The following is a 25,957-nucleotide window of genomic DNA, read 5'->3' on the forward strand; positions in this document are numbered from 1 at the left end:
TGTGCAGGTAGGAGCGCTCCGCTCGGTGCGGGCCCGGTCGACTCTGTGCCACCATGGGACAACACAGTCCCAACACAAGGTCCCGACCCAAGGAAGAACAGACAGTGAACAATCCCACGGACGCTGCGGCGACCACGAAAACCGATACTTACGCCACGGTTAGGGGCGTCGTTAGCAAAAACAAAGCTGAGCCAGTCGAACTCGTCGACGTCAACATCCCCGCGCCTGGCAGCAACGACGTTGTTGTCCGCATCCAAGCGTGCGGCGTATGCCACACCGACCTCGCCTATCGCGACGGCGGGATCACCGACGACTACCCCTTCCTGCTCGGGCACGAGGCCGCCGGGATCGTCGAGAAGACCGGCGACCGAGTAACCCACGTCGCCGAGGGGGATTACGTGGTCCTCAACTGGCGTGCCGTATGCGGGGAATGCCGGGCCTGCCTCAAGGGCGACCCGAAGTACTGCTTCAACACCCACAACGCCTCCCGGTCCATGACCCTCGCCGCGGACGGGACTCGCCTGGAACCCGCACTCGGCATCGGCGCCTTCGCCGAAAAGACCCTCGTGCATGAGAAGCAATGCACCAAAGTCAACCCAGATGCCGACCCCGCCGCCGCAGGGCTCCTGGGTTGCGGAATCATGGCCGGGCTCGGGGCGGCCGTCAACACCGGGGAAATCAAGCGCGGTGAATCCATCGCCGTCATCGGCGTTGGAGGCGTGGGCATGGCCGCCGTCGCCGGAGCCCGCCTGGCCGGAGCCACCCCGATCATCGCCATCGATCGGTCCGACGAGAAGCTCGCCCGCGCCAAGTCCGAATTCGGGGCGACCCACACCATCAACTCCGCCAACCTCAGCGATGAGGAGCTCACCGAGAAAGTTCAGGCCCTCACCGACGGCTTCGGTGTGGATGTTGTTGTGGACGCCGTGGGCCTCCCGGAGACCTACAAGCAGGCCTTTTACCTTCGCGACCTCGCGGGACGGGTGGTGCTCGTGGGCGTGCCCACCCCCGAGATGAAGCTGGAACTGCCCCTGCTGGACGTGTTTGGCCGGGGCGGATCGCTGAAGAGCTCCTGGTACGGCGACTGCCTGCCGGAGCGCGATTTTCCGATGTATGTGGACTTGCACCTGGAGGGCCGCTTCCCGCTCGGCAAGTTTGTCGACGAGCGCGTGGGGCTGGACGCCGTGGAGCAGGCCTTCGAAACCATGAAGTCCGGCCGCGTTCTGCGCTCGGTGGTCGAACTGTAGGGGTCTGGCCCGGCGCTCGGGGCCCGCTCGCCCCGGCTTCGGCACCCGGCCCCTGAGGCTCGGCCCCCGGGCCCCGTTGCGCGCCACCCCTCTCACCCCCACCCCGCTCACCACCGAGCAATACCCAAACCCACCCCAAATTAAGGACGAGACCATGGCAGACACACGCTCACACCCGCCCCAATCCGCAACCGGCCTGCGTATCGACCGAGTGGTCACCCACGGCATTTTCGCCCTCGACGGGGGTGAATGGGAGGTCGATAACAACATCTGGGTCCTCGGGGATGACGAGCAGTGCGTGATCATCGATGCTGCGCACGAGGCGGCCCCGATTGCCGCCGCCGTCGCCGACCGCGAAGTGCTGGGCGTACTGTGCTCCCACGCCCACAACGACCACATCACCGTCGCCCCGGAGTTGGCCCGCCGGTTCGACAGCCGCGTATTTGTCCACCCCGGCGATCGGATGCTGTGGGACGAAACCCACCCCGATGTGGAACCCTTCGACCTGGCAGACGGGGACACCTTCAGCATCGCCGGAACGCAGATGCAGGTGATGAACACCCCGGGCCATTCTCCGGGGAGCTGCGCCTTCTACCTGCCGGAGGCGAAGGTGCTGTTCTCCGGGGACACGCTATTTGCCGGCGGGCCGGGCGCCACGGGCCGGTCCTTCAGCGACTTCGGGACCATCATCGAGTCCATCAAGCAGCGGCTGTTGACGCTACCCAACGACACCGAGGTCTATACCGGCCACGGGGATGCCACGCAGATCGGTGAGGAAGCTCCTCATCTGGAGGAGTGGATCGCCCGCGGCCACTAGTCCGCCCCCTTTCGCCGGTGGACTTATACCCCCTGGGGGTATATCGTGGCGGGTATGGCTACCGTCGATCTCACACTGACCGGCATGACGTGTGCCTCCTGCGCCAATCGCATCGAACGCAAACTCAACAAGTTGGATGGCGTAAGCGCTAGCGTCAACTACGCCACGGAGAAAGCCCACGTCTCGAGCGAGGACGATCTGGACCCGGCACTCCTGGTTCAAACCGTCACGGGGATGGGTTACGGGGCCCAGGTAGAGGCCACGGAAGAACCGGCCGGGTCCGCCGCCAACGAGTTGGCTTCACTGCGCCGCCGGTTGTGGATCGCGGTTGCGCTTTCCGTCCCAGTCATCGTTGTCGCGATGGTGCCGCCGCTGCAGTTCCCGGGGTGGCAATGGTTCAGCGCCGTGCTCGCGGTGCCGGTGGTGGCGTGGGCTGGTTGGCCGTTCCACCGAGCAACATGGGTGAACGCCCGGCATGGGGCCGTCACGATGGACACGCTCATCACCGTGGGATCTATCACTGCGCTGTTCTGGTCCCTCATCTCTCTATTCCTTGGGGACGCCGGTCACCTGGGCATGCGTCACAGCTGGAGCCTCATGCCGCACGTCGGCGCGGGTATGGGCGCGAGGGCGGCGATGGGGGATGTCTACTTTGAGGTGGCCGCAGGTGTGGTCACCTTCGTCCTGGCCGGCCGCTACTTCGAGAAGAAGGCCAAGGCCCGGGCCGGGGAGGATATGCGGGCGCTGACGGAACTGGGCGCGAAGCAAGTGACCATTGTCGACGGGGACCGAGAGCGTCGGGTTGATGCCGCCAAGGTGGCGGTGGGCACCCAGTTTGTTACCCGCCCGGGGGAGCGGATCGCCACCGATGGGGTGGTCGAGCAGGGCACGGCCGCGGTGGATACCGCGATGCTGACGGGGGAGGCCGCGCCCGTCCACGTGGAGCCAGGTTCCGAGGTCGTGGGTGGCACGATCAGCACCAATGGACGGTTGGTCGTGCGGGCTACGAAAGTGGGGCAGCAGACAGCTCTGGCCCAGATTGCCCAGCTCGTAGAGCAGGCGCAGACCGGGAAAGCACAGGTCCAGCGCCTGGTGGATGCCGTGGCCCGCGTCTTCGTTCCCGTGGTGTTCGTGCTGGCGGCGATGACGCTGCTGGGTTGGGGCGTGCTGGCGGGCCAGTGGACCAAGGGGTTGACGGCCGCCGTGGCAGTCCTCATCATCGCGTGCCCATGCGCGCTCGGGCTGGCTACCCCGGTGGCCCTGCTGGTCGGCACCGGCCGCGGGGCGGCGAAGGGGATGCTCATTCGTGGCCCTGAGGTGCTGGAACGGGTTCGAGGTGTGCACACCGTGGTGTTCGATAAAACCGGCACGTTGACGACGGGCCAGATGAGCGTCAGCGAGGTCCGCCTCACCGCGGGGGCCCAGTATGCAGAAGGTGAGGCAATCGCCCTGGCCGCGGCTGCCGAGATGGGCTCGGAACATCCGATCGCCACCGCGATTGTGCGGGCTGCGGGGGAGCGGGGGATCCCCGTACCCCGGGCCCGCGAGTTTGAGGCCACCCCCGGCTGGGGTATCTCCGCCCTGGTGGCGGATGGTAAAGCGGAGCACCGGATAGAGGTTTGTCGGCCGAGCGGTGCACGGTCGAATCGCAACCAGACGGGGGACCGTGACAACGAGACCGGGGCCGCCCAGACCGACGTGGAGTTGCGAGTAGACGGGGCCACGGTGGCGATCATCGGTGTGGCGGACCGACTCAAGCCGGGAGCTGCCACGGCCGTCCGCGACCTACGGTCCATGGGGATGGATGTTGTGTTGCTCTCCGGCGATAACCAGGAGGTGGCCAATTACGTCGGTGGGCTCGTGGGGTTGGACGCCACTAACATCCGCGCCGGTGTGAGCCCCCGGGGAAAGGTGGACACCATTCGCGAGTTGCAGCTAGCGGCGGGGCCACGGGGGAAGGTCGCGATGGTCGGAGACGGGATTAACGATTCGGCCGCTCTAGCCCAGGCAGACGTGGGGATGGCTATGGGAAGCGGGACGGACGCGGCGCTCCAGGCGTCCGATATATCCCTGGTGCGACCCGAAGTGGGCGCGGCCGTGGACGCATTGCGGTTAGCCAGGAAAACGTTCGGCACTATTAGGGTGAATCTATTTTGGGCAATGGCCTACAACGTGATCGCGTTGCCGATCGCGGCTATGGGATTACTGAATCCCATGCTCGCGGGTGCGGCGATGGCGTTGTCCAGTGTTTTCGTTGTGGGGAATAGTTTGCGCTTAAGGAGGTTTCAATGACCAGCGGATATGTCAGCGATAAGGCCCGCTATAGCGCGCGATTGAGGCGCATTGAGGGGCAGGTGAGAGGGTTGGAGCGAATGGTTGAGCAAGAGGCCTACTGCATCGATATTCTGACTCAGCTTGCCGCCCTGCAATCCGCGTTGAAAGGGGTTGGCCTCGCCTTACTGGAAGATCATATGAATCACTGTGTGGTGCACGCAGCGCGGGCCGGAGATGAACAAGCGCGCCAGAAAGTGGAGGAGGTGACCGCCGCGGTCGGCAGGTTGCTGAGGTGAGCGAACTGGGTCGCCAGCGGGATCTTGTGACCGGATTCACCTTGCTCCCGTAAACGACAATCATTATCGTCAAGCGGGACATGATCCCGATTGACCCCTCTACCCACCCGAGCGCGCCCGACGCGAGCGCGTCTTATCCACGCCCGTCGCACCCTCATCCCCGGCGACCCGCCCCCGGCGCGGTGCCCCCTCGCGTCCGCTGGGCGGCGCTTGCCCTCCTGCCCATCCTGGCCGCCTCCATTCTCGCGGCCACATCGCTGGGGGCCGCGGCCATCCCCCTGGGCGAAGCGAGCGGGTACATCTGGGCGGCCATCACAGGCGCCCAGCTGCCCCGCGAACAGTTCACGGACTATACCGTCGTCACCTCCATCCGCTTGCCCCGGGCCCTCCTAGCCGCGCTGGTCGGCGCGGGTCTCGGGGCCCTGGGTGTGGCAGCTCAGGCGATGGTGCGTAACCCGCTGGCGGATCCGTTCATCCTCGGCATCTCCTCCGGGGCCTCCGTGGGTGCTGCCGCCGTCATCGCCCTCGGCACCCTGGCCAGTTGGGGCGTGTATGGCCTGTCGATTGCGGCGTTCGCGAGCGCGTTAGGGGCGTCCACAATCGTTTACCTCCTGGCCCGGACGAAAGAGGGACTGGCACCGACCCGCCTCATCCTTGTCGGCGTGGTGCTCTCCTTCGGTTTCCAGGGGCTGACCAGCGCCATTGTGTTCTTCGAGCCGCGCGGGGAGGCCGCCCGAACGGTCATGTTCTGGCTGCTTGGCAGCCTCGGCGGGGCCTCCTGGTCCCATATTCCCGTCGCCGTCGGCGCCGTAGTCATAACCGTGGTGGTCCTGTTCAGCCGCGCCCGGGTGCTCGATGTTCTCTCTACTGGGGACGCCGCCAGCCTGAGCATGGGCATCAACCCCAAGACAGTGCGAACCCAACTATTCGTCCTCGTCGCGTTGGGCACGGGAGTTCTGGTGGCCGTCAGCGGCACCATCGGGTTCGTGGGCCTCGTGATCCCCCACATCGTGCGGATGGTGGTGGGCCCAGCTCATCGCGCCATGGTAGTGCTGGCGCCGCTGATCGGGGCAATCCTGCTGGTGTGGGTGGACGTATTCTCCCGGAGCATCGTTCCGCCGCGGGAATTGCCGATCGGGGTGGTTACTGCCCTGCTGGGGGTGCCCATCTTCGTTCTCATCATCCGGTCCTCGCGCTATGTCTACGGGGGCAGCCGATGACGCTTCAACCCCTGGGCGTGACGGTGGACGGGGCCCAGGTCGCCGTGGACGGGGCCACCATCGTCACGAACGCCAGCTTCGCAGCTCAGCCTGGTGATTTCGTCGCGCTTGTGGGACCTAACGGATGCGGCAAAACAACCCTGCTGTCCACCCTCTACCGAGCCCGGAAGCTCAGCGGCGGGCAGATACGCGTCGGCGGGCAGGACCTAGCGGACCTGGGCATTCGGGACAGCGCCCGCCTCGTCGCCGCGCTACCGCAAAGCGAAACGCACGAGCTCAACTTCCGGGCCGAGGAGGTCGTCAGCTTTGGCCGCCGAGCCCACCCGACGGATCGGGACGACGAGCTCATCACCGAAGCAATGGAGCTCGCCGGGGTGCGCCACCTGCGAGAAGCGCCGATTCTCAGCGTCTCCGGCGGCGAGCGGCAGCGGATTCTGCTCGCCCGCGCCATTGCCCAACACACTCCGGTGCTCGTCCTCGACGAGCCGACCAATCACCTGGACCTCAGCCATCAAGCCAAGTTGCTGCGCACCCTTCACACCCTCAAGCGCAGCCGGACGGTCCTCGCCGCGGTGCACGACGTGAATCTCGCTATGCATGCGGACCTCGTGGTGGTGATGGTCGACGGCACCGTGCGCTGCTCGGGACCGCCATCGGAGGTGCTCACGCCCCAACTTGTCCAGGAGGTCTATGGCGTGCAGGCCGCCGCCGTGCGGCACCCGATCACCGGCAGGCAGGTCTTGCTGTTCGGTTGAGCCTCGCAAGGGTGGTCCCCCGCCCGCTCTGGCTCGGGCCTTTCGCGCTTGTGCCCCTCATTTCCACACCCCCCAACTTGTCCACCAGGAAAGGAATTACCGTGAAGAAATCCCCCGCCATCCCGCCACGCCACCTCCCGCCTCGCCACTTCCCGTCCAGCCCGGTCCCGCCATCCCGATCCGCCGCACTCCTGGCCACCGCCCTTCTGGCGGCCGCTGGGCTCACCGCCTGCGGAGCAGACGTGGAAGACACGCCGCAGGACCGCAACATCACCGTCACCAACTGCGGCGTCACGCAGACCTACCCCCGCCCGCAGCATCCCGTGGCCTATGACGTCTCGGCTATCGAGAAGATGTTCTCCCTGGGCCTGGCCGATCAGATGCGCGGCATCGTTATGCCCAAGACGGTCAACAGCGCCATCGGCAAATCCCCCTACCACCAGGACTATCACTCGGTGGAGACCATCAGCGACCAGGTGCTGGGCCAAGAGGCGATCGTCAACGCCAAGGCCGACTGGGTCTTTGCCGGGTGGCAGGCCGGCTTTAGCCAGGAGCGGGGTGTCACGCCGCAGTCCTTGGACAAGTTGGGCATCCACAGCTACATGCAGGAGGAGACCTGCTACAACTACGGCGCCGGGGGCACCAAGGAAGCTAATCCCGCCGCCCCCGATCAGCCCATCGAGGCGATGTACCAGGACCTGCACAACCTGGGCGAGATCTTCGGCGTCCAGGATCGCGCGGAGAAGCTGGTCCGCGATCTGCGCGACCGGGAGCGCAGCCTCCACGACAAAGTGCAGGCCATCCCCGCCGCCGAGCGGCAGAAGGTCTTTGTCTACGACTCCGGGACGGATGAGCCGTACACCGCGGGCCGGCGAGCCGCGCTAAATTCGGTCATCGACTTGGCGGGCGGCCGCAGCGTGACCGGGGACGTGGATGCGCGCTTCACCACAGTGGGGTGGGAATCCATTGTGACGGCCGAGCCGGATGCCGTGGTGGTCATCGACTACAACAAGCAGCCAGTAGCGGACAAGATCAACTATCTGCGAACCCAATCACCAATCAAGGACACCCCGGCGGTGAAGAACAACCGGATTTACGTCATCGACTACGGGGAGGCGGTGAGCAACCCCCGCAACATCGAAGCGGCGGAGAAGCTTGCCGGATTCCTCGCCGGAAAGTAGGGGTTTCGTGCACAACAGCGCTGAAAATCCCCAGGGCGAAGCGAACCCGATGGCACGCACCGTCGCTGACCTGGTCGCCGCCGCGATCGCCACCGAAAGCACCGCCGATACCCCCACCGCTGTCCGGAGCGTGTTCTACATCGAACACGGCACGCGACTGGGCACACGGGTCGGCACGGGTGGGGAGGATGTGGTCTACCGCAACCGCTATGTCCTGGCCCGCATCGGCACCAGCTTCGGGGCCTGCGCCTGCGAGGCCGGTGCGGTGGGCCCGGAGGTCGCGGACTTCTCGGGAATGCCGGCCGCCGACATTCTCACCCAGGCACCTGCGGAGGTGCGGATGGCGGTTTTGGACGCCTGGCTCGCCGAGCACGCGCCCCACCGCTCGCATCCGCTGGCCACCTCCGTGGAACTACCGACGGGCACCCCGCTGCAGCGAGCCCTGGCCCGCGACGCTGCCATCGTGGACCTGGTCGCCCCCCAGGTGGGGGACACCATCGCCGTGGTGGGGGTGGTAACTCCCCTCGTCGAAGGATTGCTCCGCCGCGGGGCACATCCCCGGCTGTGCGATCGCAACGCGGAGACCTGCGTGGGGTTGCCCGTCGAGCAGGATCTCGATGCTGTCCTGACCGGTGCCGACCGTGTCCTGGCTACCGGTATGACCGTTAGCGATGGCAGCTTCGATGTGATCCGCCAGCACTGCCTGTCCACCAACGCCCCGCTGTACATCTACGCCCAATCCGGTACCGCCATCGTCCGTGATTTCCTCGGCGCGGGCGTGCGGGGAATGACCGCAGAGCACTTCCCCTTTTCCCAGTTCAGCGCGGACGCGACCCCCATGTACGTCTACCGCACCGGGCAGGAGGGTACGCGGGAGCTATGACGGATCGACACATCGCCACCCGAGTTTGGCCACTGCTCCTCGTCGCCGCGCTGGGTTTGGCGCCCTTCACCGTGTTCAGCAACTCCCTAGTGGACATCGCCGCCGATGCCGGGTCCACCGACTCTGCGGTGGGAAGCCTGCGGGGCCTTGGCGGCGTGGCCGCCATCCTCGTAGGCGTATTGTGCGCCCCGCTTATTGACGCGTTATCGCGGCCCCGGCTCATCGCCTGTGCCGCCGCCGTACTGGGCGTGGGCTGCGCTATCAGCACCGAGGGGTCCACCTGGGCCTGGGTGGCCTTCTGCGTACTCATCGGAGCAGGAACGGCGATCCTCAACCCCGCAGTGTCGGCCCAGGCCAGCGACACCTTTACTGACAAGGCGGATGCGGGGCGGGCGGCGACCCTGGTCAGTTCCACCATGACGCTTACTGCCATGCTGGCCGCGCCGCTGCTCGCGGGTCCCGCTCTGTGGTGGGGGTGGCGTGGAAACATGGTTGCCCTCGGGCTCGCCTTCGCCGCGGGGGCAGTGGTGTTCGCCCGTGGGGGTGGTTCGGGTCGCGCCGGGGTGGGGGTGGCGTCCCCAAGAACAAAACGCTATCCCGGACTGGCCGCCGCGGCCCCGCTGCTTGCGGTCTCCACGCTGCGCACTGCGGCGTTCATGGGTCAGTTGGCCTTTGTCGCCTCCCTGTACCACGAGCGATTCGGGCTGGGCCCGGAGGTTTTCGCCTGGGTGTGGAGCCTGTCCGGACTGTCCTTCTTCCTGGGCAACTTTGGGGGTGGGAAGGTGATTAAGGGGGTCCGGGCGCCGCAACGGATCGCGGGGCTGCTCACCGTGGCGGCGATGGCGAGCGCCCTGGCGATTGTGGGGTTGTGCTACGCCCCGACGCTGCCGCTGGCCCTCATCGCTACTTCCGCAGTGGCCGTGACCCACGCCGTGATCGCCGCGTGTGTGACCACGCTGCTGGTGCGCCAATCGGAGGCCGCCCAGGGCAGAGGCGCCATCCTGTCGCTCAACGGGGTGGGGCAGAGCGTCGGCGTGTTCCTGGGGGCCTCCGTGGCGGGGGCCGGGTTGGCGCTCGGGGGCTGGGGTGGAGTGGCCGCGGCGCTGGGCGGGGTGTCCATCCTCGCGGCGCTGGGCGGGGTGTGGGCATGGTGGGAGGCGGGCCAATGATGGGGCAGGGACATTGTTGGGGCCACCACGGAGAGATCCTCCAGGGGAGCTTCACGGGGATCGGACAGGGCCTGGTGAGCCTGCCCATTGCCTCCCGGGGCAGTTGGGCTCGCTTCACAGTGGATCGGCATTCCCCCGCATCCGTCGAGCCCCCGGCCACCGACTGCTACGAGGGCCAGAGCCGCGGGCTGAGCCGGATTCGATGCAGCTCCTGGCGCTCGAAAACCGCCGCGGCTGCGCACCTGGCGCTAGAGCACATCGCCGCATATCGGCCGGAGGTCGCCACATGGACCGGGAGCCTGGAGGTGGGCAGCTCCCTGCCGCCTGGTTGGGGGATGGGCTCGTCTACCTCCGACATCGTTGCCGCCATCCGAGCAATCGCGAACGCGGCAGGCATCACCTTGCCCCCGGAGGCCATCGGCCGCATCGCCGTGCGGGCGGAAGGGGCCAGCGACCCCCACGGGGAGGCGCTTCCCGTGCTCTACGCCCAGCGGCGCGGCCACGTTGTGCGGCGCTGGGACCGGCCCCTGCCGCCGCTGGTGCTGGTGGGGTGCCGGTGCGGGCAGCCGGTGGACACTGTGGGAACCCCGCCGCTTGAGGCCGATACCGAGTACGACGAGCTTCACACCCGGTTGGATGTGGCGATCCTGCGCAGCGATGCGAGGGCCATCGGGGAGGTTGCCACCCGCAGTGCGGAGTTGAACCAGGCCCGGGTGCCCAAGCAGCGGTTCGGGGAGCTAGTCGAGATCTGCGCTGATTGCGGTGGGGTGGGGGTGCAGGTCGCCCACAGCGGCGCGGTCGGCGGCATTCTTGTGGACGCCACCGCGCCGGGCGCTGCTGCGCAGTGGGCGCGATGCCGCGCAGCCCTGAACCATGCTGGGTTCCCGAAGACGGTGGACGAGCTGGTGGGGAGCATGGCGCAATGAGAATTCACGATCACGCAGCCGGCGCCTTGGGGCAACCGGACCTCATCGACTTGGGGGAGGGGTTGTATGTCCTGCGATTCGAATCGATGAAGGTGGCCTCTGCGGAAGGGGCGGTGCGCAGTGTGCTGCGGGATGGGAAGGTACGCCCTGGGGGCACGGTCGTCGATTCATCTAGCGGAATCTACGCCCATGCCCTGGCCCTGGCGTGCCACCGGCATGGCTTGAGGTGCCACATTGTGGGGTCTACGACGGTGGATCCCACGCTGGTTGCGCAGTTGCGGTTGCTCGGCGCGACGGTGGAGCGCATGCCGTCGTCCGATTCCCTGCGCCTGGACCAGCACCGCCGCGTGGGTCGGATACAGCGATTGTTGGCGGAGAACCCCGGGTGGTACTGGATGCAGCAATACCACTGCAGCCGCCATTACGAGGGTTATCGACCTCTTGGGGACGCCACCTACACAGCGCTTGCCGATGCGGGGCACGGGGAGCGGATACGCCTCGTGGCCGCAGTGGGTTCCGGGGCCTCCTCGGCGGGACTGGGGGAGGGAATGCGGGCGGCGGGCGCGGATGTGGAGATCGTGGGCGTGCAGCCCTTCGGCAGCGTGACTTTCGGTTCGGCGGATGTGCCGGACCCGGACATGCTCATCGCGGGGATCGGTAGCTCCATCGAGTTTCGGAATGTGCGCCCGGAGATCTTTGCCGCTATCCACTGGGTTTCCTTCGAGGTGGCCCGGGCCGGGGCGCGTGATGCCCTGCGGCAGCACGGGCTGTTTGCGGGCTTGTCCACCGGGGCTTGCTGGGCGGTTGCTCGGTACGAGCATGGTGGTCATCGCGGACGCGATGGCGACGATGGGCGGGGCAGCGACAGTGGGCTAGGCAGCGACAGTCGGCTAGGCAGCAGGCGCGGCATCCAGGACGGGGACAGACGCGAGGGGAAAGACAGCAGACGGGCCACGGTGTTCGTGGCCCCGGATACGGGGCACCGCTACCTGCACAGCGTCTTCGAGGGACCGGATAGCCAGTTAGGGGACTTACAACCCTCTTGCGTGGATGAGGGTGGCGGCGGCCTCCCGGAGTTGCCGTGGTCTATGACGAGGCACCCGGAGCGGTGGGCAGGGTAGCCCCGGTGGGTTACATTCGGTAGCAGATGAACTCCCCGCAGCACTAAGGAGGGTGGCTGATGGATCAGCCAACGTTTGACCCCAATGACCCCCATGGCGGCCCCGGCTCCGCCGAAGGGGGCGGGGCGGATCGACCGACCCCGCAGGCCTCCCGGGGCTTGCCGCCGGCGGCAATTGCAGCGATCGCGGTGGGGGTGTTACTGGTCATCGCGCTGATCGTGGGGTTTGCCGTGACGCGTTCTGGGGAGGACACATCGGCGAGCGGGGCGCAGTCCGCCGTCTCGGCGAGCCCGCAGACCTCCGGGTCTAGCGGAACTGCTTCGGCATCCGTTTCTACGTCGGCACCGATTCTTACCGGGGTGCCCTTCGACGGGCAGGGCCAGGGAGCCGTTCAGGCCGAGGGGCAGGCCGAGGGTGCTGGGGCCGGCTTGATGCCCGCCCCCACGGTGGGGCAGCAGGAGCAAGCGGCGCCGGTGAACCCGGAGGCGTCGGCTCCGCAACCCAATGGGGCGCAGCAGGGCCAGGGACAACCGATCATTCCTGGGCCTCCGCCGCCGGAAACCAACCCGAACTACGAGTGGTTCATTCGCGGCCCTTACGCAAGTTCGTGGACGTGCCAGCAAGCAAAAGACGTATGGCCCGCTGGTAAGCGGGATTGCCAGCAGGGGCCGGATGGCAATTGGTACCACTGGGCTATTCGTCAGGCCACGCACTAGGGGCTTCGCCGAACGGCACGGGGCTGTGGCGGGGCCTGAGGGGTGGCAGGGGGACCCATAGGGGGCCAGGGGTCTCGGCTAGAGGTGTTGAGGGGGGGGGAGCCGGAGGAGACCGGGCCCTTATGGCGTAGAAAGCCTCCGGGCATAAAAAAGCTCCCCCAGCTGGACTCGAACCAGCAACCCTTCGATTAACAGTCGAATGCTCTGCCATTGAGCTATGGGGGAAGAACTGCCCTGCTGGGCAACGAGACCATACTCTAGTGGGGGGCTGGTTTTCCTCCAAATCCGCAGATGGGAAGCAGTGTCCTGGCTGGCAGCCGGAGGGGCTTCGCCCCGGTGTACCAGGGGCGGAGACGGGTGTGGTTGAATCTTGTGGTGCTGGGGCTATAGCTCAGTCGGTTAGAGCCGCGGACTCATAATCCGCTGGTCGCGGGTTCGAGCCCCGCTGGCCCCACTCCTATACGCAAGGCCCGAACCTTGGCAATCGTCAGTGATGCCGGTTCGGGCCATTTTGCTGCGCCTGGCTTCACACAAAGGGAGGGGCGGTGTGCCGCGCCGACGGGTAGCCCTGGGCGTCGTGCCACTACGAACCGCACAAGCGTCTCTCTGAGGCGCACCTGAACCGAGCGTGCACATAAATGCTGGGTGGAAATAGGGCGATGGATGTGAGGCGGGCGGACGGAAGGCTACCGGACCCCCGTGGGAAGCCTGCTTCGTGCACCGAAATCGAGTCGACGGAATGTGATCTTCGTCACGTTTATTCGAACTCGCGCCTGACTAGTGTTTTGAAATTGGCGCGACTTGAGGGTACCAGACGTGTCAAGCCCCCGAACCCTTGCGTTGGCAGATTGGTTAGTCCAAAGTCGCACCTAGGCGGCCACAGACGCCGTCGGGAGAATCAATCCGAGATGGGGTGAGCAGTGAGGATCGACACGCAGAACGTGCTGCAGAAGCGTTAGTCCCGGGGGCGAGCGGATAGTGCTTCTACCCGCCGCAGTAATTCACTCGGTCGCATGGAGAAGGCGTCCGCGAAACGGCAGAAGACATCGAGGGTAGGGCTAGTAGCTCCAGACTCCAGACGGATGACCCCTCGGGTACTGATCCCTACGGCCTGGGCGAGCTGAGACTGAGTCATCCCGCGCTCGCGCCGCAGGGATTCCACTACTCGCCCCAGCATCATGCGCCGCTGCTCCTGTAGCCGCAGTTGTGCGGCGGATAGGTGATCAGCGGACTGGGGCATGACAACCATTGTGCCCGAGGACTTCGGATCAGCAAACAACGATAAGTAATCATTGCTCCTCCTCCGCTCTTGATGTTCCCGGCTGGTGACAGTACTGTCACTTTTGAGGGATATCAAGTGCCGCAGAGGGCAGTGATGGGAACACCACACAAGGGGAAAGTGATGAAACGAGCCAACACCACAACCGCCGCCGCGGCCGTCATTGCAGGAGCACTGCTTCTCGGGGGCTGTGGCTCCCAGGAGGTAAGTAACGGCGGTGCCAAACCCGCGACAGCGGCCGCACCGGCAGCAGTCACGGCGCTTCCGCAGGGCGGCCAGCCGTCCGCAGACCAGGATCGGATGGAGGCGTACCGCAAGCAGATTGCTGCGGCGGCATCCGTAACCTTTGACGGGCCGAACTACCGCATCTATCCGGAGTTGATGACGGGGGAATACCAGTACGCCCTGATAGATCTCGGCGGAGACGGACAGAAGGACCTACTCCTCAAGCGGGTTTCTAGGGAGGTCAGCCCAATCCGCGCCTTCACCTACGACCCGGCCAGCCGAACCGCGAAAATGATCGGAGACCCCGCTGGCGACGGGGCGGCCTCTGCAGGGGGAGAGCGGGCAGCCGTTGCCGCCGCAGTTCCAGATGGAGGGATGCTGGTTTCCGATGGCCGATCCGGCACTGGCCTGTACACCACCACGCTCTGGAAACGCCAGGGGTTCGACTTGCAGAAGACTAGCCGCGTGTGGAACTACCGCTCCGACCAGAAACCTGGCGATCTGCAGACGATGGAGCAACCCATCAAGTGGTTTGCAGCCGGTGATGAGCAAGGCTTGACCTCCTCGCCGACCCAAGAACCGGCCCCTGCGGGAGCCCCTCAACCAACGTTCGGCCAGAGCGGTGAGCAGCTGCAAAGCCAGGGTCTCAGTACGAGCAGTGGTCGATCTAAGGCTGATTACCCCTCATTTACGGCTGGTCGAACCGGTACGGCGTGGGATCCCAGGCCGAATCACACCTCCAAGGAGTTCGCCCGGGCGGTTTATAACCAGTTCATCGAAGCCTGGATTCGCGACGGTAACGACTCCCCGCAACTGAGCGTGCAATCACCGGTCACTGGTCAGACCTATCAGATGAGTTGCGAGAAATCTAAGTTTCACGTCCTGTGTGCGGGTGGGAATGACGCGAAGGTCTACATTTACCGCCCAATCCCCGCTGACGTGACGATGCCCTACGACATGCAATGGGGATAGTGCGGAAGATGGACACGAGAAAGCGGAAGCGGGACAATAATGGCTGGATATGATCTGTATCGCTCTTTGGGGCTCAATTCAGCGCACACGCCGGAACGGCTCGCTGGAACCATCAGTTTACTCAAGGCGCAAACGGACGCCAGCGACGCGGCGCGCATGGAGGAACTCACCGTTGCCGAGAAGATCCTCGGCAAACCCGGACTGAAGGCTCAGTACGATTCGCGTCTAGCAAATCCGGAGGGTCCAACCGTTACCGTCGATGATTTACGCCAGCTAGCGGGCTCCGGAGCCGGTTCCCGCGACATTCTGGCCGTAATCCGAACTTATGTCGTGCGTGCGGGGCACCTAGCTCGGGCTTACCCCAAGGCGGCGGCGGGTAGTGCGTTGGGCGTGGTGGTGATACTGGCCGTGCTCATCGCCGGGTTCCTCGCAATCGGTGGTGGGGGTGGGGGCTCGGATCAATCGGGTTCCTCGGGATTGTTCGGGGGATCCTCCCATCAACGGGCCGACGGCCTTCCCTCCTTCGAGGACGAGAAGAAGGACGATTCTGTTGCACAGCCGGGGGAGGAGATTACGTTTGTGGATGGCGATCTCTATACGTACCCAGACGGACACAGCGAGTTATCAAAATCTGCAACAAAGTGGAGCATCAGTGTAAATAATTTGCGATTGCGAGACGTTTACAAGCCGGGTGATTCTAACGCGCCGAGGGATCATCCTCTGTCTAAACCATCGAAGGATGGAGTGAGTGTGTGTTACGACGAAACGGTCAAGTTTATTGAAGCGGGTAGCGAAGTCTCGCAGTCGTCAAGAGTCGTAGACAAGTACACGGTTTCCAATGCTGCTGACGAACTGATTGTTTGGACTTGGACGGACAGGTCATCTTGGTCGGAACCACTAGGCAGTAGGGAGATTTGGGCACCGGGTGCGGATAAGTCCTATGTCCGTAACCAGGACGACCCTTTGCTTGATAAGCCGCAGATTTCAGGGAATTCAGCGCTTTTCAGCGTATGCCAGGAGTTGGAGGTCCAATCCGATGGGTCTGTTCCCAGTGAATGGATCGGGTTTAAAGTGTTTCCCAGTGGTTCGGCACTCGGTGAAAGGCAAGGGTCAAAGACCCAGTGGATCTTCGACATGCCCGCCCACTAGTGCCAGGTCCGCCCACTAGTGCCGCTGGGGCCGGGATTGACGTTTACACCGCGACGTCCACCACCGGTTGGCCCGTGGGGGTGGTGGAGCCCCCTGTCGGCTCTACCGTCACCATGAAGCGTGTCACCCCGGACATTCCCGCCAGCACCGCCCGGGTTTCGGGGTGGACGTCCCCAGCCTCCATCACCCCGGCTGAGCGAGCCTGCCCTTCGCGCATCATCCACATCTGGTAGGCCTGCCCCTCCGGTGGGGCCGGGACGTCAATTAACCGGACGGTTGCCTCGTCCGAACCGGGGGCATGAGCCAGCGAAAACTGGCCACCTGCGGGCACGTCCAGGGTGGTTTCCGAGGCGGCGGGTTCTTCAGGCTGAGACGATTGGGTGGTGGTAGCGCGGATGTCGGTGGCGTCCGGACCGAAAAATCCGGCGGCCCACAACCCCCCGCCGCCCAATACCGCCGCCGCAACACCGGCAGCCGCCAACAACACCCCAGAATTGGCCACACGGCGCCTGCGACCGGGACCCGTGACGGGCTTTGCAGAGCGCGAGCCTGATCGTCGGCGCAGCAACGGCGCGACATCATTCGAGCCCCGAGCGCGGCTGAGAACCGCCGCAAGCACGCTGTCGCGAAGCTCCGTTGGGGCGTCCGCTTCCACGCTGGCCGCCAACGCGGCTGCGACCTCGCTGTAGTCCGCTACGCGCCGGTCAAAGCCGGGGTGCTGCGAACGCAACCGATCAATGGTGGGTTGATCCTGGGCATCCACGGCGCCCAGCGCCACCAATGCAGCCCACTGATCCAGGTCATCAGCCGTCACTGGTCCAGGCACCTCCTCAGGGCCGTCAAGCCATCTCGAATTCTGGACTTCACCGCCGGCAACCCGGCACCCACGCGCTGAGCGACCTGGCGCTGCGTCAACCCCTCGTAGTACGAAAGCAAAATCGCTTCCCTCTGCTTGTCGCTGAGAGCACCCAAGCACAGGGCCACCGCATGCCGCTCGGAACGCTCCTGCTGAAGCTCCGGGGGTGTCTGCGGGGATAGCACAAGATCCCGCCGACCTGCGGCTGATTGCCGCGCGCGCAAGGCCTCATTGTGCCGGACCACATCGACCGCCCTGGCGTGGGCCACGCTGACTATCCAGGCCACAGCCGAACCCCGACGGGGATCGTAGGACCCCGCCCGGTCCCACACCAGCAGCCATGCCTCCTGGGCGGACTCCTGAGCAAGGTCGGGATCGCGGATGACGCGCAAGGACAGGCCATGAACCCGGGCCTGTAAAAGGTCGTAGAGCTGCTCGAAGTAAGCCACCGCATCGTTTCCGGTAGTGCCAGCCATACCGCGCAGCAACTCCCGCGCACGGGATTCGATGGGACTAGTGGCTGGCATGGTGGTGGGTTTCTTCCTCCGGAGGGCGCAGGGGCTAGGAGCAGGTTAGCGAATCGCCCGGATCTTTCCGACGTGCACTCCCTGTCCACGGGGGATGCGCGCCGCTGTGGCGCACCCTTCCAAAAGGCGCGCCCTCCTAGTCGCGGGGGAGGCCGATAATCCGGATCTGGATGCGAACTCAGTAACCGGTTGGCAAAATAACCTTGAGGTTTGAAGTCAACTGGACCCATCCCGGGTCCCGCTGGCTCCGAACTACAGATAACGGCACACCGCGCTCCGCAGTGTGTTCCGGCTGGACCCCAGCACAGACGTTTCGCAGGAGGAACTATGAAAACCCGTACTCGTATCGCAACCGCCGGTGCTGCTGCCGCAGCAACCATCGCCCTCACCGGTGGCATGGCCTCCGCCGCCACCCCTACCCCGCAGCAAGTCGCCTCCGGCAACTTCTCCGTCCAAGGCGTGGACGTTGCCGCCGCCCTTCCCGGCTGGGACATCAACAACGCCCAGTCCCAGGCAGCCGCTCGGGATGCCATCGCCCTCGCCGTCTCCGCTCAGGGCGGCAAGGTGGATGTAAACGCCGGCAGCTTCTCCGGCCCGGCCGGCATCGCGATTGGCGACGGTGCCGTTGTCAATGCACAGGGTGTGAAGCCCGGTTTGGCCATCGGCATTGCAGGTCCCGGAACCACGGTAAACATCTCCGGAACCGCGCCTGTGAAGTGCGAGGGTAACGCAGCCTTCGCCGGGGATTTCCAGACCCTCACCGGCTGCGTGATCTACCAGACCCCGCAGGGGCCGGTTAGCATCCCGCTGTCCGTTCTGCCCCGCTAGGCAGCTTTCGCCAGTACCCGCCAGGCGGCCTTAGTGACCTGGCGGGGTGGCCGCCCGGGCGCATGCCGCGGCATCATCCCGATCTAGCGCTACAGCTCTGGATTCGCGGCCCGCCACAATTGGGCGTTGAACTCCGCCCATCGCGATTTGGCCCAGGGCCCGAACGGGCGATCGGTAAGAACGACCGCGGCTGTTCCGCTGCGCTGGTGGAACCACGTGAACGTCCCGGATTGACCGAAGTGCCCGGCTACATCCGGCGGCATCTCAGCGGCCAGCCAGTGGGGTTGTTTGGCCCCATGAATCTCAAACCCCAGCCCCCACGGGCAGGGGTTTTGCCGTCCGTATCCCGGCACAATTCCGCCGAGCTCGGGGTTTTGCACCGTGAGGGCCTCTTGCATGGTCTGCGCGGCGAGCAGCGTGGGCGAGAGGAACTCCCGCACGAGAGCAACCATGCTGGTGAGGTCGCTGGAAAAACCGTGGCCCGCGCTACCTGTCAGGGCGATATTCAGCCCCAACGGATTGCAAACGCCGAGGCGGACGTATTCGCCAAACGGGATTTCCGTTGTACGGGCGATCACGTCCGCCAGGATCTCAAACCCCGACGACGAATACACCCGTTTAGCGCCGACCGGAGAGTGTTGAATCCGAGACGAGAATTCAACGCCAGAAGTGTGTGACAGCAGTTGCCGGACCGTGGGTGGGCAATCGAACCCTTCCACCAAGTCCGAATCCACCGGCTGGTCCAGACTGAAGGCGCCCTCCTCAGAAGCTAGCAACACTGCGTAGGCGCTAATCAGCTTCGACACGCTCGCCAGGGGGTAGACGCGGTTGGCGTCGCCGTAGGTCGCGCAATCTCCCCCGCTAACGACGGAGGCCGACACGTTGTCGGCTGGCCACTCTTCGACCTGCTCTAAGACGCTGTCTAGCGCCGAGCCTTTTCGGGGATCGCTTCTTGACACGGTCATGGCGACTCGTTGTTCGCTAGTGCCCTAGCTTCCGCTGCACCAATTGAACGAGGCCGTCCACGGTCCCGGCGGATTTAACATCCGGCTCCTCCACCCGAATGCCGTATTTATCCTCGAGCTGCACCGCAATCTCGATTTTTGTCAAGGAGTCGACGTTCAGATCGTCGTCCAGCGAGGACCGGGCCCTAATCTCGTCGGATTCAATCCCGGTAGCGTCCTCCACAATCTGAATGACGGAGGACAACACGCCTCCGTCAGACAAATCGCCCTTGGTGGCCGTGGGCACATCGCCTAGCGCGCTCACCTCCCCAGGGCGGGCTGCCCCATCCTGGTTCGCCGGGGCAGTGTTCCGTGGGGCACGATTTTCCGGGCTAGCCTCGTCCGCGGTATCCGGTGCGATGCCGGATTTCTTCAACGCGTCCGCCATACCCGTGGACAGCGGGGAGGAGCCGGAGGGCTGGGAGCTGGGCTGACCAGGGGCCATGCGGGAAGATCACCTCTCTGAGGGGCCTACAGGTGGAAACGGGAAAGACCGCCGATCCCGCTACAATGCAATACCGATCAAGTGTAACAACGCCACCGCAAGACCAGACAACAACTGTTCGCTATTCGAAATTGTGGACCCCGGTGTGCTTTACCGACACCGACCGAAGGGAAGGCCGCCACCATGAGCCTGTCGAGCACCGTCGCCAACCTGTGGCGCGCGCAGCGCTCCATCCGCCATCGGGTGGTGGAGCGCATCGGCCACAATTCGAAGGAGCTGCCCTCCCTGGGGGAAGTCGACCGCCAGTTCACCGTCCACACGGACGCGGCCATCAACGTCTACGAGGTCGGTCCGCGAGATGCCGAGGTGACGGTCCTCTTCGCCCACGGCTTCACCCTCACCGCCCAGTCCTGGGCCTTTCAAGTGCGCCACCTGCGCAAGCGCCACGATGTCCGCATGCTCATCCCGGATCTACGCGGTCACGGCCACAGCACGGACGGCAACGAGCTCAGCGTGGAAGCCACAGCCACGGATCTCCTCGCGATCCTGGCGCAGGAAGTGCCGCGCGGGGATGTTGTGCTGGTGGGGCACTCCCTGGGTGTGATGACGATGCTTGCGGTGCTTCGGCGGATGGACGCCAGTACCCGGGCGCGGGTGAAGGGCGTCGCTTTGGTCAACGGGGCAATCCGGGCATTTGCGTCCGCAGGAGTGGCCACCGTATTGACCACCCCACCGGTCCGTCTACTGCGGCGGCTGGGAAAGGCAACGCCGAAGCGGGCAGAGCGGGCAAAAGACGGCGTGGAATGGTTGCTTAAACCGGTGATCGCCGCCTTCGTGTACCACGGTGCGCTGGAGGAGGGCCTGTCCGATCACTTCGATATCGTCGATTTCCACGCCCAGCAGATCGATCAGACGTCGATAAAGACCATCCTGGGTTTCTACGACGATCTGGCGCGCCACGATGAGACCGACGCGGCCCCGGCTCTGGCGGGTATCCCGGGGGTGGTGATGGTGGGGCGCAAGGATGATGTGACCCCCGCCAGCCAGACCCGGCAAATCGCGGAAGTGTGGCCGGACTGCACGCTACGGGAGGTGCCCGAGGCCGGGCACATGCTGGTGGTGGAGACCCCGGAGGCCGTCAACGCGGAGTTAACCCGGTTGCTCAGCTCCATTGGGGAGCAGGCGGGCCAGCAGCCCTAACCCCGCCCCCGGGTGCAAGCCGGGGTGCCAGCCGCACCCGGCCGTTGCGCAGCTCGGCAGCCCCGTTAGACCACCGTCGGGTCGGTGATTTCGAACTTCTTCGCCGCCTCAGCAGCGATGGAACGATCGATCTTGCCCTGGCGGGCCAGGCCCAACAGGACCGCCACCGCAACGGACTCCCCATCGATATTGAAGAACCGGCGTGCGGCCGCCCGGGTATCCGCGAATCCAAACCCATCCGCCCCCAGGCTGATGTACTCGCCCGGCACCCAGTGCCGGATCTGTTCGTGTACTGCACTGGAGAAGTCGCTGACGGCGACGAAGGGGCCGTCCACCTTAGCCAGCACCTGGGTGACATACGGGGTGCGCGGCTCGGCGGAGGGGTCCCGCAGCTGATCGCGTTCAGCGGCCTGCCCATCCCGGGCGAGCTCCGTCCACGATGTTACGGAGAAGATGTTGACATTCACGCCGTAGTCCGTGAGCAACTTCTTTGCCTTCACCGCAGCGGCCATGCCCACGCCGGAGGCCAGGACGTTCGCCGTGTACTCGAGCTTCTCGGCCGGGCCGGAGTCCCCGTTGACGGTATCGCCCGAGCCCAACTCCCGATCGGCGGGGGAGTAGAGGTAGATGCCCTTCAGCAGCCCCTCCACATCCACGTGATCCGGCACGGCGGGCTGGTGGATGGGCTCGTTGTAGGTGGTGATGTAGTACATCACGTTCTTCCCGCGCCCCTCGCCGTACATCCGGTCGATGCCTTCGCGGATGATGTAGGCCATCTCGTAGGCAAACGCGGGGTCGTAGGAAACGACAGCGGGGTTCGTGGAGGACAGCACGTGGGAATGGCCATCCATGTGCTGCAAGCCCTCGCCGCTCAAGGTCGTGCGACCGGCCGTGGCGCCGATGAGGAAACCGCGGGTCATCTGGTCCGCTGCCGCCCACAGGGAATCCCCGGTGCGCTGGAACCCGAACATCGAGTAGAAGATATACAGCGGGATCATGGGTTCCCCATGCGTGGCGTAGCTGGTGCCCGCCGCGATGAAGGATGCCACGGAGCCGGCCTCATTGATGCCCTCGTGCAGGATGTGGCCGTCCTTGGCCTCCCGGTAGGAGAGCATGAGGTCGTGGTCCACCGGGGTGTATTTCTGGCCGTGGGTGTTGTAGATCTTCAGGGTGGGGAACCAGGAGTCCATCCCGAAGGTGCGGGCCTCGTCGGGGATGATGGGGACGAGCCGCTTTTTGAGCTCCTCGTCGCGGGTCAAATCCTTGAAGATGCGTACCAGGGCCATGGTGGTGGCTACCTCTTGCTTGCCGCTGCCCTTAAGCGCACTCTTGAGCTGGCTGACCTCCGGCACGGCGATGGGCTGGTAGCTGTGCCGACGCTCCGGCAAAAAGCCGCCCAGCTCCTTGCGCCGGGCGAGCATGTACTTGATCTCCTCCGACTCCGGGCCGGGGTTGTAGTAGGGCGGCAGGTACGGGTCTTTCTCCAGAACCTCATCGGGGATGGGAATATCCTGCTTATCCCGGAACTGCTTGAGGTCCTCCAGCGCCAATTTCTTCATCTGGTGCGTGGCGTTGCGGCCCTCGAAGTTGTGGCCCAGGCCGTAGCCCTTGATTGTGTGGGCCAGGATGACCGTCGGCTGGTCCTTGGTTTCCAGGGCGCGCTTGTAGGCGGCGTACACCTTCCGGTAGTCGTGGCCGCCTCGCCGCAGCTTCCAAATTTCCTCGTCCGTCATGCCCTCCACCAGCTTGGCGGTGCGGGGGTCCCGGTTGAAGAAGTACTCGCGCACGTAGGCGCCATCGTTGGCTTTGAAGGTTTGGAAGTCCCCGTCCGGCGTCTGGTTCATGACGTTGACCAGGGCGCCCTCCGTGTCCTTCTCGAACAGGGCATCCCACTCCCGGCCCCAGACGACCTTGATGACGTTCCACCCCGCGCCGCGGAAGAAGCTCTCCAGCTCCTGGATGATCTTGGTGTTGCCGCGCACTGGGCCGTCGAGGCGCTGGAGGTTGCAGTTCACCACGAAGGTGAGGTTGTCCAGGTTGTTCACCGTGGCCATCTGGATCAGTCCGCGGGATTCGGGCTCGTCCATCTCGCCATCTCCGAGGAAGGCCCAGACGTGCTGTTGGGAGGTGTCCTTGATGCCCCGATCATGCAGGTAACGGTTGAACCGCGCTTGGTAAATGGCGTCCATAGGCCCCAACCCCATAGATACGGTGGGGAACTCCCAGAACTCCGGGCGACCGAAGGGGTGCGGATAGCTGGGTAGGCCGTGCTCCGGCTTGCTGGCCTCCTGACGGAAGGCATCCAGGTCCTCCTCGGAGAGGCGACCCTCTAGGAAGGCGCGGGCGTACACGCCGGGGGAGGCATGGCCCTGGAAGAAGATCTGGTCGCCGCCGCCGGGGTGATCCTTGCCGCGGAAGAAGTGGTTCAGGCCGACCTCGTACAGCGGGGCGGCGGAGGCATAGGTCGATATATGCCCGCCGACGCCAATACCCGGGCGCTGGGCGCGGTGAACCATGATGGCCGCGTTCCACCGGATCCACCGCCGGTACCTCTTTTCGATGGCCTCGTCGCCTGGGAAGTCCGGCTCCATCGTGGTGGGGATGGTGTTGACGTAATCGGTGGACAGCAACGGGGGCAGGGCCACGCGCTGGGCCGTGGCCCGCTCTAGCAGCCGCAGCATGAGGTAGCGGCCGCGCTCCGGGCCCGCCTCGGCCAACATGCCGTCGAGGGAGTCCATCCACTCCTGGGTTTCTTCCGGGTCCGAATCCTGGAGGTAGGAGGCCACCCCGTCGCGGATGAGGGCGAAGTTGCTATCGGATCGGGTGGCGTCGATCGACGGGTTTGCGCCGGTCACAGTGCCCTTGCTAGTGGTTGGGCCCTTGGTGGGATCGCCGGGGTGATCGCGATCAGCGCCGTCGGTGCGGTGGCCTTCGGACATGGGTTTTGCTCCTCGCTGTTGGGGGTGTACAGCCGTTGTGATTACAAAACATGCTACGCCAGCTCCGGGGCGCTTTGGTGGGGGTATAAATGTGTAAAAATTTCGTAAGCTAGCTGCGTTTCCGCTGGCAACCCCTTACCCTGGGACAGGTGAACACCTCTCAACCCACCAAGGAAAGGTACGAAGCGACAGTGGGAATGGCCCCGACGATGGCCCCGCGCGCTACAGCAGACAACGGTGCCGGTCACGGCGCAGACGCAAAGGGCGGTCACGATTGGGCTGCCATCCTCAACGTGGCACAGGACGAAGTGGTCCAGGAATTGGGCTGGGACGAAGACTGCGATAGCAGCATCAGCGAGGCGCTCGAGGATCGGATCGGCGAGGTTCTCCTCGACGCGGATACCGACGAGATGGTTGATGTTGTGTTGCTGTGGTGGCGAGCGGAGGACGGGGACCTAGTCGACGGGCTCGTCGATGCCACCCGGAACTTAGGGGAGGACGGCCGGATTTGGCTGCTCACCCCTGCGGCGGGAGCGGCAGGGACGGTGCAGCCCGGGGATGTCGCAGAGTCCGCGCAACTGGCCGGCATGGTGCAGACCAGTTCCGAGCGGCTAGGGGAGTGGCAGGGGGCTTGCCTCGTGCAGGCGGGTAAGAAGCGCTAGCAGAGGAGGCGCCAACGTACACCGAAGGCAGGAACCCGCTATCAGATCTGCGCCATTGCGGCCCCGGTAGTGTCCGCCGGGGCCGCTTCTTCTTGCCCCTCCCGGGGGCGTGCTACACTGCAACACGCTTCACGCGCCTTTAGCTCAGCTGGAAGAGCAGCTGGTTTACACCCAGCAGGTCGGCGGTTCGAACCCGTCAGGGCGCACCAAAGGACGTTATTCGTCGGCCGATGCGAACAAGGGCGTCGGAAAACTCGGGTGGGGAAATGGGTTGCATCGTCACGCCCAATTTGATTGCTATGAGCGCTAGGTGACCCGCCAGCGCGTCCCAATCTTCAGCACCGGCGGTGACTTCGGTCGTACCGTCTTCGGCAGACCGGCACGAGCCGTATATCCCCGGGACCTCACCGACAATCATTTCGAGCGGTGCGATGTAACGCACCCGGGCCCAGACTGGCCACCGAGGGGTCTCTGTCAGATTCTGCTGAAGGTAGCGAACGGGATCCGGAAGCTCTCTGCGCTCAGCACGGAACGTGGTGACGGTGAGCTCCGTGATTCTGTCAAGGCGGAAGGATCGTAGTGCCTGGCGATTGGAATCAAAACTTACGCAATACCACGCGTTTCCAGTTGTGAGGATGCGGAGAGGTTCAACATCCCGGCTGCTAACCCTGCCGCGAGAATCGCAATAGCGAAAACGGACGCGCACCTTCCGGTTGCAAGCTGCAGCGAGTTCAGCGATGAGACGGGTGTCGGGGGGTACATTCCAGCCTACGTCGACAGTCCCGGAAGCTGCGTATACCGACTTGACGGAAGACAGCACCGAGCTCGGTAGCAGGTGCTGCAAGGTCTCGATGGCCCGAAGGGAGTCTGCGGTACTAGTCACAGGGGCACCGGCGGCAGCCTGGAGCAGAGCGACGGCTACGGAGACGCTTTGAGCGTCGTCCAAAACGGCTAGGTAGTGGTCTCCGCCTGTCCTCATCCGATAACCGCCCTCGGGGCCCTGCTCAGCTTCTATTGGGAACCCCATATCGCGGAGACGGTTCACATCGCGCCGAATGGTTCTTGAGCTCACCCTGAGCCGATCCGCCAGTGTTGCTCCGCTCCAGCATTGGGCAACCGAGAACAGGCTGAGTAGAGCGATTGCTCTGTGGGTCGGGCTAGTCATGAGCCCATCGTCACACACGTAGCGGACAAGATCTGTCCTCCTCACCTGCCAGCCTCTGGAGGCGGAGCTTCCCCACAGATGGTCTTGGAAGCCACACATCG

Annotated in this window: 24 protein-coding genes and 3 tRNA genes; 19 read left to right on the plus strand and 8 right to left on the minus strand. The window is 64.9% G+C overall.

What is annotated here, in order from left to right; translation table 11 throughout:
• The first annotated feature begins 104 nt into the window (after positions 1–104).
• The 12 genes from CHEID_RS03555 (at position 105) to CHEID_RS03610 (ending at position 12,605) form a co-directional block, all read left to right on the plus strand.
• Entirely contained in the window at positions 105–1,247 is a 1,143-nt protein-coding gene (locus CHEID_RS03555; RefSeq protein ID WP_238599372.1) for an S-(hydroxymethyl)mycothiol dehydrogenase, read from the plus strand.
• 154 nt (positions 1,248–1,401) lie between these two features.
• On the plus strand, positions 1,402–2,064 hold the full coding sequence (locus CHEID_RS03560; protein ID WP_112770286.1) for an MBL fold metallo-hydrolase: 663 nt from the start codon (positions 1,402–1,404) through the stop codon (positions 2,062–2,064).
• A 54-nt stretch (positions 2,065–2,118) separates the two neighbouring features.
• Positions 2,119–4,356 (plus strand): heavy metal translocating P-type ATPase, encoded by a 2,238-nt coding sequence (locus CHEID_RS03565; RefSeq protein WP_112770285.1) that lies wholly within the window; start codon positions 2,119–2,121, stop codon positions 4,354–4,356.
• Positions 4,353–4,634 (plus strand): metal-sensitive transcriptional regulator, encoded by a 282-nt coding sequence (locus CHEID_RS03570; protein WP_112770284.1) that lies wholly within the window; start codon positions 4,353–4,355, stop codon positions 4,632–4,634. Before CHEID_RS03565 ends, CHEID_RS03570 begins: the two co-directional genes overlap by 4 nt.
• Positions 4,635–4,714: 80 nt before the next feature.
• The gene (locus tag CHEID_RS03575) at positions 4,715–5,854 is read left to right on the plus strand and encodes a FecCD family ABC transporter permease (RefSeq protein WP_112770283.1); all 1,140 of its coding nucleotides are present in this window, start codon (positions 4,715–4,717) and stop codon (positions 5,852–5,854) included.
• On the plus strand, positions 5,851–6,609 hold the full coding sequence (locus CHEID_RS03580) for an ABC transporter ATP-binding protein (RefSeq protein WP_112770282.1): 759 nt from the start codon (positions 5,851–5,853) through the stop codon (positions 6,607–6,609). The genes CHEID_RS03575 and CHEID_RS03580 overlap by 4 nt, the downstream gene beginning before the upstream one ends.
• Positions 6,610–6,710: 101 nt before the next feature.
• Complete coding sequence (locus CHEID_RS03585; RefSeq protein WP_273661273.1) at positions 6,711–7,790, plus strand: ABC transporter substrate-binding protein; 1,080 nt, start codon at positions 6,711–6,713, stop codon at positions 7,788–7,790.
• A gap of 49 nt (positions 7,791–7,839) precedes the next feature.
• The gene (locus CHEID_RS03590; protein ID WP_112770360.1) at positions 7,840–8,673 is read left to right on the plus strand and encodes a Rossmann-like domain-containing protein; all 834 of its coding nucleotides are present in this window, start codon (positions 7,840–7,842) and stop codon (positions 8,671–8,673) included.
• A complete protein-coding gene (locus CHEID_RS03595) occupies positions 8,670–9,842 on the plus strand; it encodes an MFS transporter (protein ID WP_273661275.1) in 1,173 nt (390 codons plus the stop codon). Before CHEID_RS03590 ends, CHEID_RS03595 begins: the two co-directional genes overlap by 4 nt.
• The gene (locus CHEID_RS03600; protein WP_181645982.1) at positions 9,839–10,768 is read left to right on the plus strand and encodes a GHMP family kinase ATP-binding protein; all 930 of its coding nucleotides are present in this window, start codon (positions 9,839–9,841) and stop codon (positions 10,766–10,768) included. Before CHEID_RS03595 ends, CHEID_RS03600 begins: the two co-directional genes overlap by 4 nt.
• Entirely contained in the window at positions 10,765–11,889 is a 1,125-nt protein-coding gene (locus CHEID_RS03605; protein WP_181645983.1) for a pyridoxal-phosphate dependent enzyme, read from the plus strand. The genes CHEID_RS03600 and CHEID_RS03605 overlap by 4 nt, the downstream gene beginning before the upstream one ends.
• A gap of 59 nt (positions 11,890–11,948) precedes the next feature.
• Positions 11,949–12,605: a hypothetical protein gene (locus CHEID_RS03610; RefSeq protein WP_112770352.1), complete on the plus strand. Its 657-nt coding sequence runs from the start codon at positions 11,949–11,951 to the stop codon at positions 12,603–12,605.
• Between the two features lie 153 nt (positions 12,606–12,758).
• Here the strand turns inward: CHEID_RS03610 and CHEID_RS03615 are convergent.
• A tRNA-Asn gene (locus tag CHEID_RS03615) sits at positions 12,759–12,830 on the minus strand.
• A gap of 155 nt (positions 12,831–12,985) precedes the next feature.
• On the opposite strand from CHEID_RS03615, the gene CHEID_RS03620 reads away from it, so the two are divergent.
• A tRNA-Ile gene (locus CHEID_RS03620) sits at positions 12,986–13,059 on the plus strand.
• Positions 13,060–13,560: 501 nt separating this feature from the next.
• Here CHEID_RS03620 and CHEID_RS03625 read toward each other — a convergent pair.
• On the minus strand, positions 13,561–13,845 hold the full coding sequence (locus CHEID_RS03625; protein ID WP_238599324.1) for a helix-turn-helix domain-containing protein: 285 nt from the start codon (positions 13,843–13,845) through the stop codon (positions 13,561–13,563).
• Between the two features lie 162 nt (positions 13,846–14,007).
• Here CHEID_RS03625 and CHEID_RS03630 point away from each other — a divergent pair, with 162 nt between their 5' ends.
• Both CHEID_RS03630 and CHEID_RS03635 read left to right on the plus strand, forming a co-directional pair.
• Positions 14,008–15,081, plus strand: a complete 1,074-nt coding sequence (locus CHEID_RS03630; RefSeq protein ID WP_112769553.1) for a hypothetical protein — start codon at positions 14,008–14,010, stop codon at positions 15,079–15,081.
• 39 nt (positions 15,082–15,120) lie between these two features.
• Complete coding sequence (locus tag CHEID_RS03635; RefSeq protein WP_112769552.1) at positions 15,121–16,230, plus strand: hypothetical protein; 1,110 nt, start codon at positions 15,121–15,123, stop codon at positions 16,228–16,230.
• Between the two features lie 43 nt (positions 16,231–16,273).
• On the opposite strand, the gene CHEID_RS03640 is transcribed toward CHEID_RS03635, so the two are convergent.
• Positions 16,274–17,044 (minus strand): anti-sigma factor, encoded by a 771-nt coding sequence (locus CHEID_RS03640; RefSeq protein WP_181645917.1) that lies wholly within the window; start codon positions 17,042–17,044, stop codon positions 16,274–16,276.
• Entirely contained in the window at positions 17,041–17,613 is a 573-nt protein-coding gene (locus tag CHEID_RS03645; protein WP_112769550.1) for a sigma-70 family RNA polymerase sigma factor, read from the minus strand. The genes CHEID_RS03640 and CHEID_RS03645 overlap by 4 nt, the downstream gene beginning before the upstream one ends.
• 327 nt (positions 17,614–17,940) lie before the next feature.
• On the opposite strand from CHEID_RS03645, the gene CHEID_RS03650 reads away from it, so the two are divergent.
• Positions 17,941–18,441: a hypothetical protein gene (locus CHEID_RS03650; protein WP_112769549.1), complete on the plus strand. Its 501-nt coding sequence runs from the start codon at positions 17,941–17,943 to the stop codon at positions 18,439–18,441.
• Positions 18,442–18,530: 89 nt separating this feature from the next.
• Here CHEID_RS03650 and CHEID_RS03655 read toward each other — a convergent pair whose 3' ends face one another.
• Together CHEID_RS03655 and CHEID_RS03660 are read right to left on the minus strand one after the other, a co-directional pair.
• A complete protein-coding gene (locus tag CHEID_RS03655; protein WP_112769548.1) occupies positions 18,531–19,406 on the minus strand; it encodes a serine hydrolase domain-containing protein in 876 nt (291 codons plus the stop codon).
• Between the two features lie 16 nt (positions 19,407–19,422).
• Positions 19,423–19,890, minus strand: a complete 468-nt coding sequence (locus tag CHEID_RS03660; RefSeq protein WP_112769547.1) for a phosphopantetheine-binding protein — start codon at positions 19,888–19,890, stop codon at positions 19,423–19,425.
• Positions 19,891–20,073: 183 nt separating this feature from the next.
• On the opposite strand from CHEID_RS03660, the gene CHEID_RS03665 reads away from it, so the two are divergent.
• Positions 20,074–21,090 carry an alpha/beta fold hydrolase gene (locus CHEID_RS03665; protein ID WP_112769546.1) on the plus strand — a complete coding sequence of 339 codons (1,017 nt, stop codon included), beginning with the start codon at positions 20,074–20,076 and terminating at the stop codon, positions 21,088–21,090.
• Between the two features lie 65 nt (positions 21,091–21,155).
• Here the strand turns inward: CHEID_RS03665 and aceE are convergent, their stop codons facing one another.
• Positions 21,156–24,029: a pyruvate dehydrogenase (acetyl-transferring), homodimeric type gene (aceE, locus tag CHEID_RS03670; RefSeq protein ID WP_112769545.1), complete on the minus strand. Its 2,874-nt coding sequence runs from the start codon at positions 24,027–24,029 to the stop codon at positions 21,156–21,158.
• A 209-nt stretch (positions 24,030–24,238) separates the two neighbouring features.
• Between aceE and CHEID_RS03675 the strand changes: the two genes are divergently transcribed.
• Entirely contained in the window at positions 24,239–24,691 is a 453-nt protein-coding gene (locus tag CHEID_RS03675) for a DUF3052 domain-containing protein (RefSeq protein ID WP_112769557.1), read from the plus strand.
• Positions 24,692–24,824: 133 nt separating this feature from the next.
• Positions 24,825–24,900: transfer RNA gene (locus CHEID_RS03680), tRNA-Val, on the plus strand.
• Here the strand turns inward: CHEID_RS03680 and CHEID_RS10540 are convergent.
• Positions 24,888–25,955 carry a helix-turn-helix transcriptional regulator gene (locus CHEID_RS10540; RefSeq protein ID WP_112769544.1) on the minus strand — a complete coding sequence of 356 codons (1,068 nt, stop codon included), beginning with the start codon at positions 25,953–25,955 and terminating at the stop codon, positions 24,888–24,890. The two genes, CHEID_RS03680 and CHEID_RS10540, sit on opposite strands and share 13 nt — an antisense overlap.
• Between the last annotated feature and the right edge of the window lie 2 nt (positions 25,956–25,957).

It is taken from the genome of Corynebacterium heidelbergense, assembly GCF_028609845.1.
In the GTDB taxonomy this organism is placed as follows: domain Bacteria; phylum Actinomycetota; class Actinomycetes; order Mycobacteriales; family Mycobacteriaceae; genus Corynebacterium; species Corynebacterium heidelbergense.

Coding starts and splice junctions, on each gene's coding strand:
- CHEID_RS03560 (WP_112770286.1), top strand. CDS start 1,402: ATGGCAGACACACGCTCACACCCGCCCCAATCCGCAACCGGCCTGCGT.
- CHEID_RS03600 (WP_181645982.1), top strand. CDS start 9,839: ATGATGGGGCAGGGACATTGTTGGGGCCACCACGGAGAGATCCTCCAG.
- CHEID_RS03655 (WP_112769548.1), bottom strand. CDS start 19,406: ATGACCGTGTCAAGAAGCGATCCCCGAAAAGGCTCGGCGCTAGACAGC.
- CHEID_RS03595 (WP_273661275.1), top strand. CDS start 8,670: ATGACGGATCGACACATCGCCACCCGAGTTTGGCCACTGCTCCTCGTC.
- CHEID_RS03635 (WP_112769552.1), top strand. CDS start 15,121: ATGGCTGGATATGATCTGTATCGCTCTTTGGGGCTCAATTCAGCGCAC.
- CHEID_RS03575 (WP_112770283.1), top strand. CDS start 4,715: ATGATCCCGATTGACCCCTCTACCCACCCGAGCGCGCCCGACGCGAGC.
- CHEID_RS10540 (WP_112769544.1), bottom strand. CDS start 25,955: ATGTGTGGCTTCCAAGACCATCTGTGGGGAAGCTCCGCCTCCAGAGGC.
- CHEID_RS03660 (WP_112769547.1), bottom strand. CDS start 19,890: ATGGCCCCTGGTCAGCCCAGCTCCCAGCCCTCCGGCTCCTCCCCGCTG.
- CHEID_RS03665 (WP_112769546.1), top strand. CDS start 20,074: ATGAGCCTGTCGAGCACCGTCGCCAACCTGTGGCGCGCGCAGCGCTCC.
- CHEID_RS03610 (WP_112770352.1), top strand. CDS start 11,949: ATGGATCAGCCAACGTTTGACCCCAATGACCCCCATGGCGGCCCCGGC.
- CHEID_RS03590 (WP_112770360.1), top strand. CDS start 7,840: ATGGCACGCACCGTCGCTGACCTGGTCGCCGCCGCGATCGCCACCGAA.
- CHEID_RS03630 (WP_112769553.1), top strand. CDS start 14,008: ATGAAACGAGCCAACACCACAACCGCCGCCGCGGCCGTCATTGCAGGA.
- CHEID_RS03570 (WP_112770284.1), top strand. CDS start 4,353: ATGACCAGCGGATATGTCAGCGATAAGGCCCGCTATAGCGCGCGATTG.
- CHEID_RS03580 (WP_112770282.1), top strand. CDS start 5,851: ATGACGCTTCAACCCCTGGGCGTGACGGTGGACGGGGCCCAGGTCGCC.
- aceE (WP_112769545.1), bottom strand. CDS start 24,029: ATGTCCGAAGGCCACCGCACCGACGGCGCTGATCGCGATCACCCCGGC.
- CHEID_RS03675 (WP_112769557.1), top strand. CDS start 24,239: ATGGCCCCGCGCGCTACAGCAGACAACGGTGCCGGTCACGGCGCAGAC.
- CHEID_RS03605 (WP_181645983.1), top strand. CDS start 10,765: ATGAGAATTCACGATCACGCAGCCGGCGCCTTGGGGCAACCGGACCTC.
- CHEID_RS03650 (WP_112769549.1), top strand. CDS start 17,941: ATGAAAACCCGTACTCGTATCGCAACCGCCGGTGCTGCTGCCGCAGCA.
- CHEID_RS03565 (WP_112770285.1), top strand. CDS start 2,119: ATGGCTACCGTCGATCTCACACTGACCGGCATGACGTGTGCCTCCTGC.
- CHEID_RS03625 (WP_238599324.1), bottom strand. CDS start 13,845: ATGCCCCAGTCCGCTGATCACCTATCCGCCGCACAACTGCGGCTACAG.
- CHEID_RS03645 (WP_112769550.1), bottom strand. CDS start 17,613: ATGCCAGCCACTAGTCCCATCGAATCCCGTGCGCGGGAGTTGCTGCGC.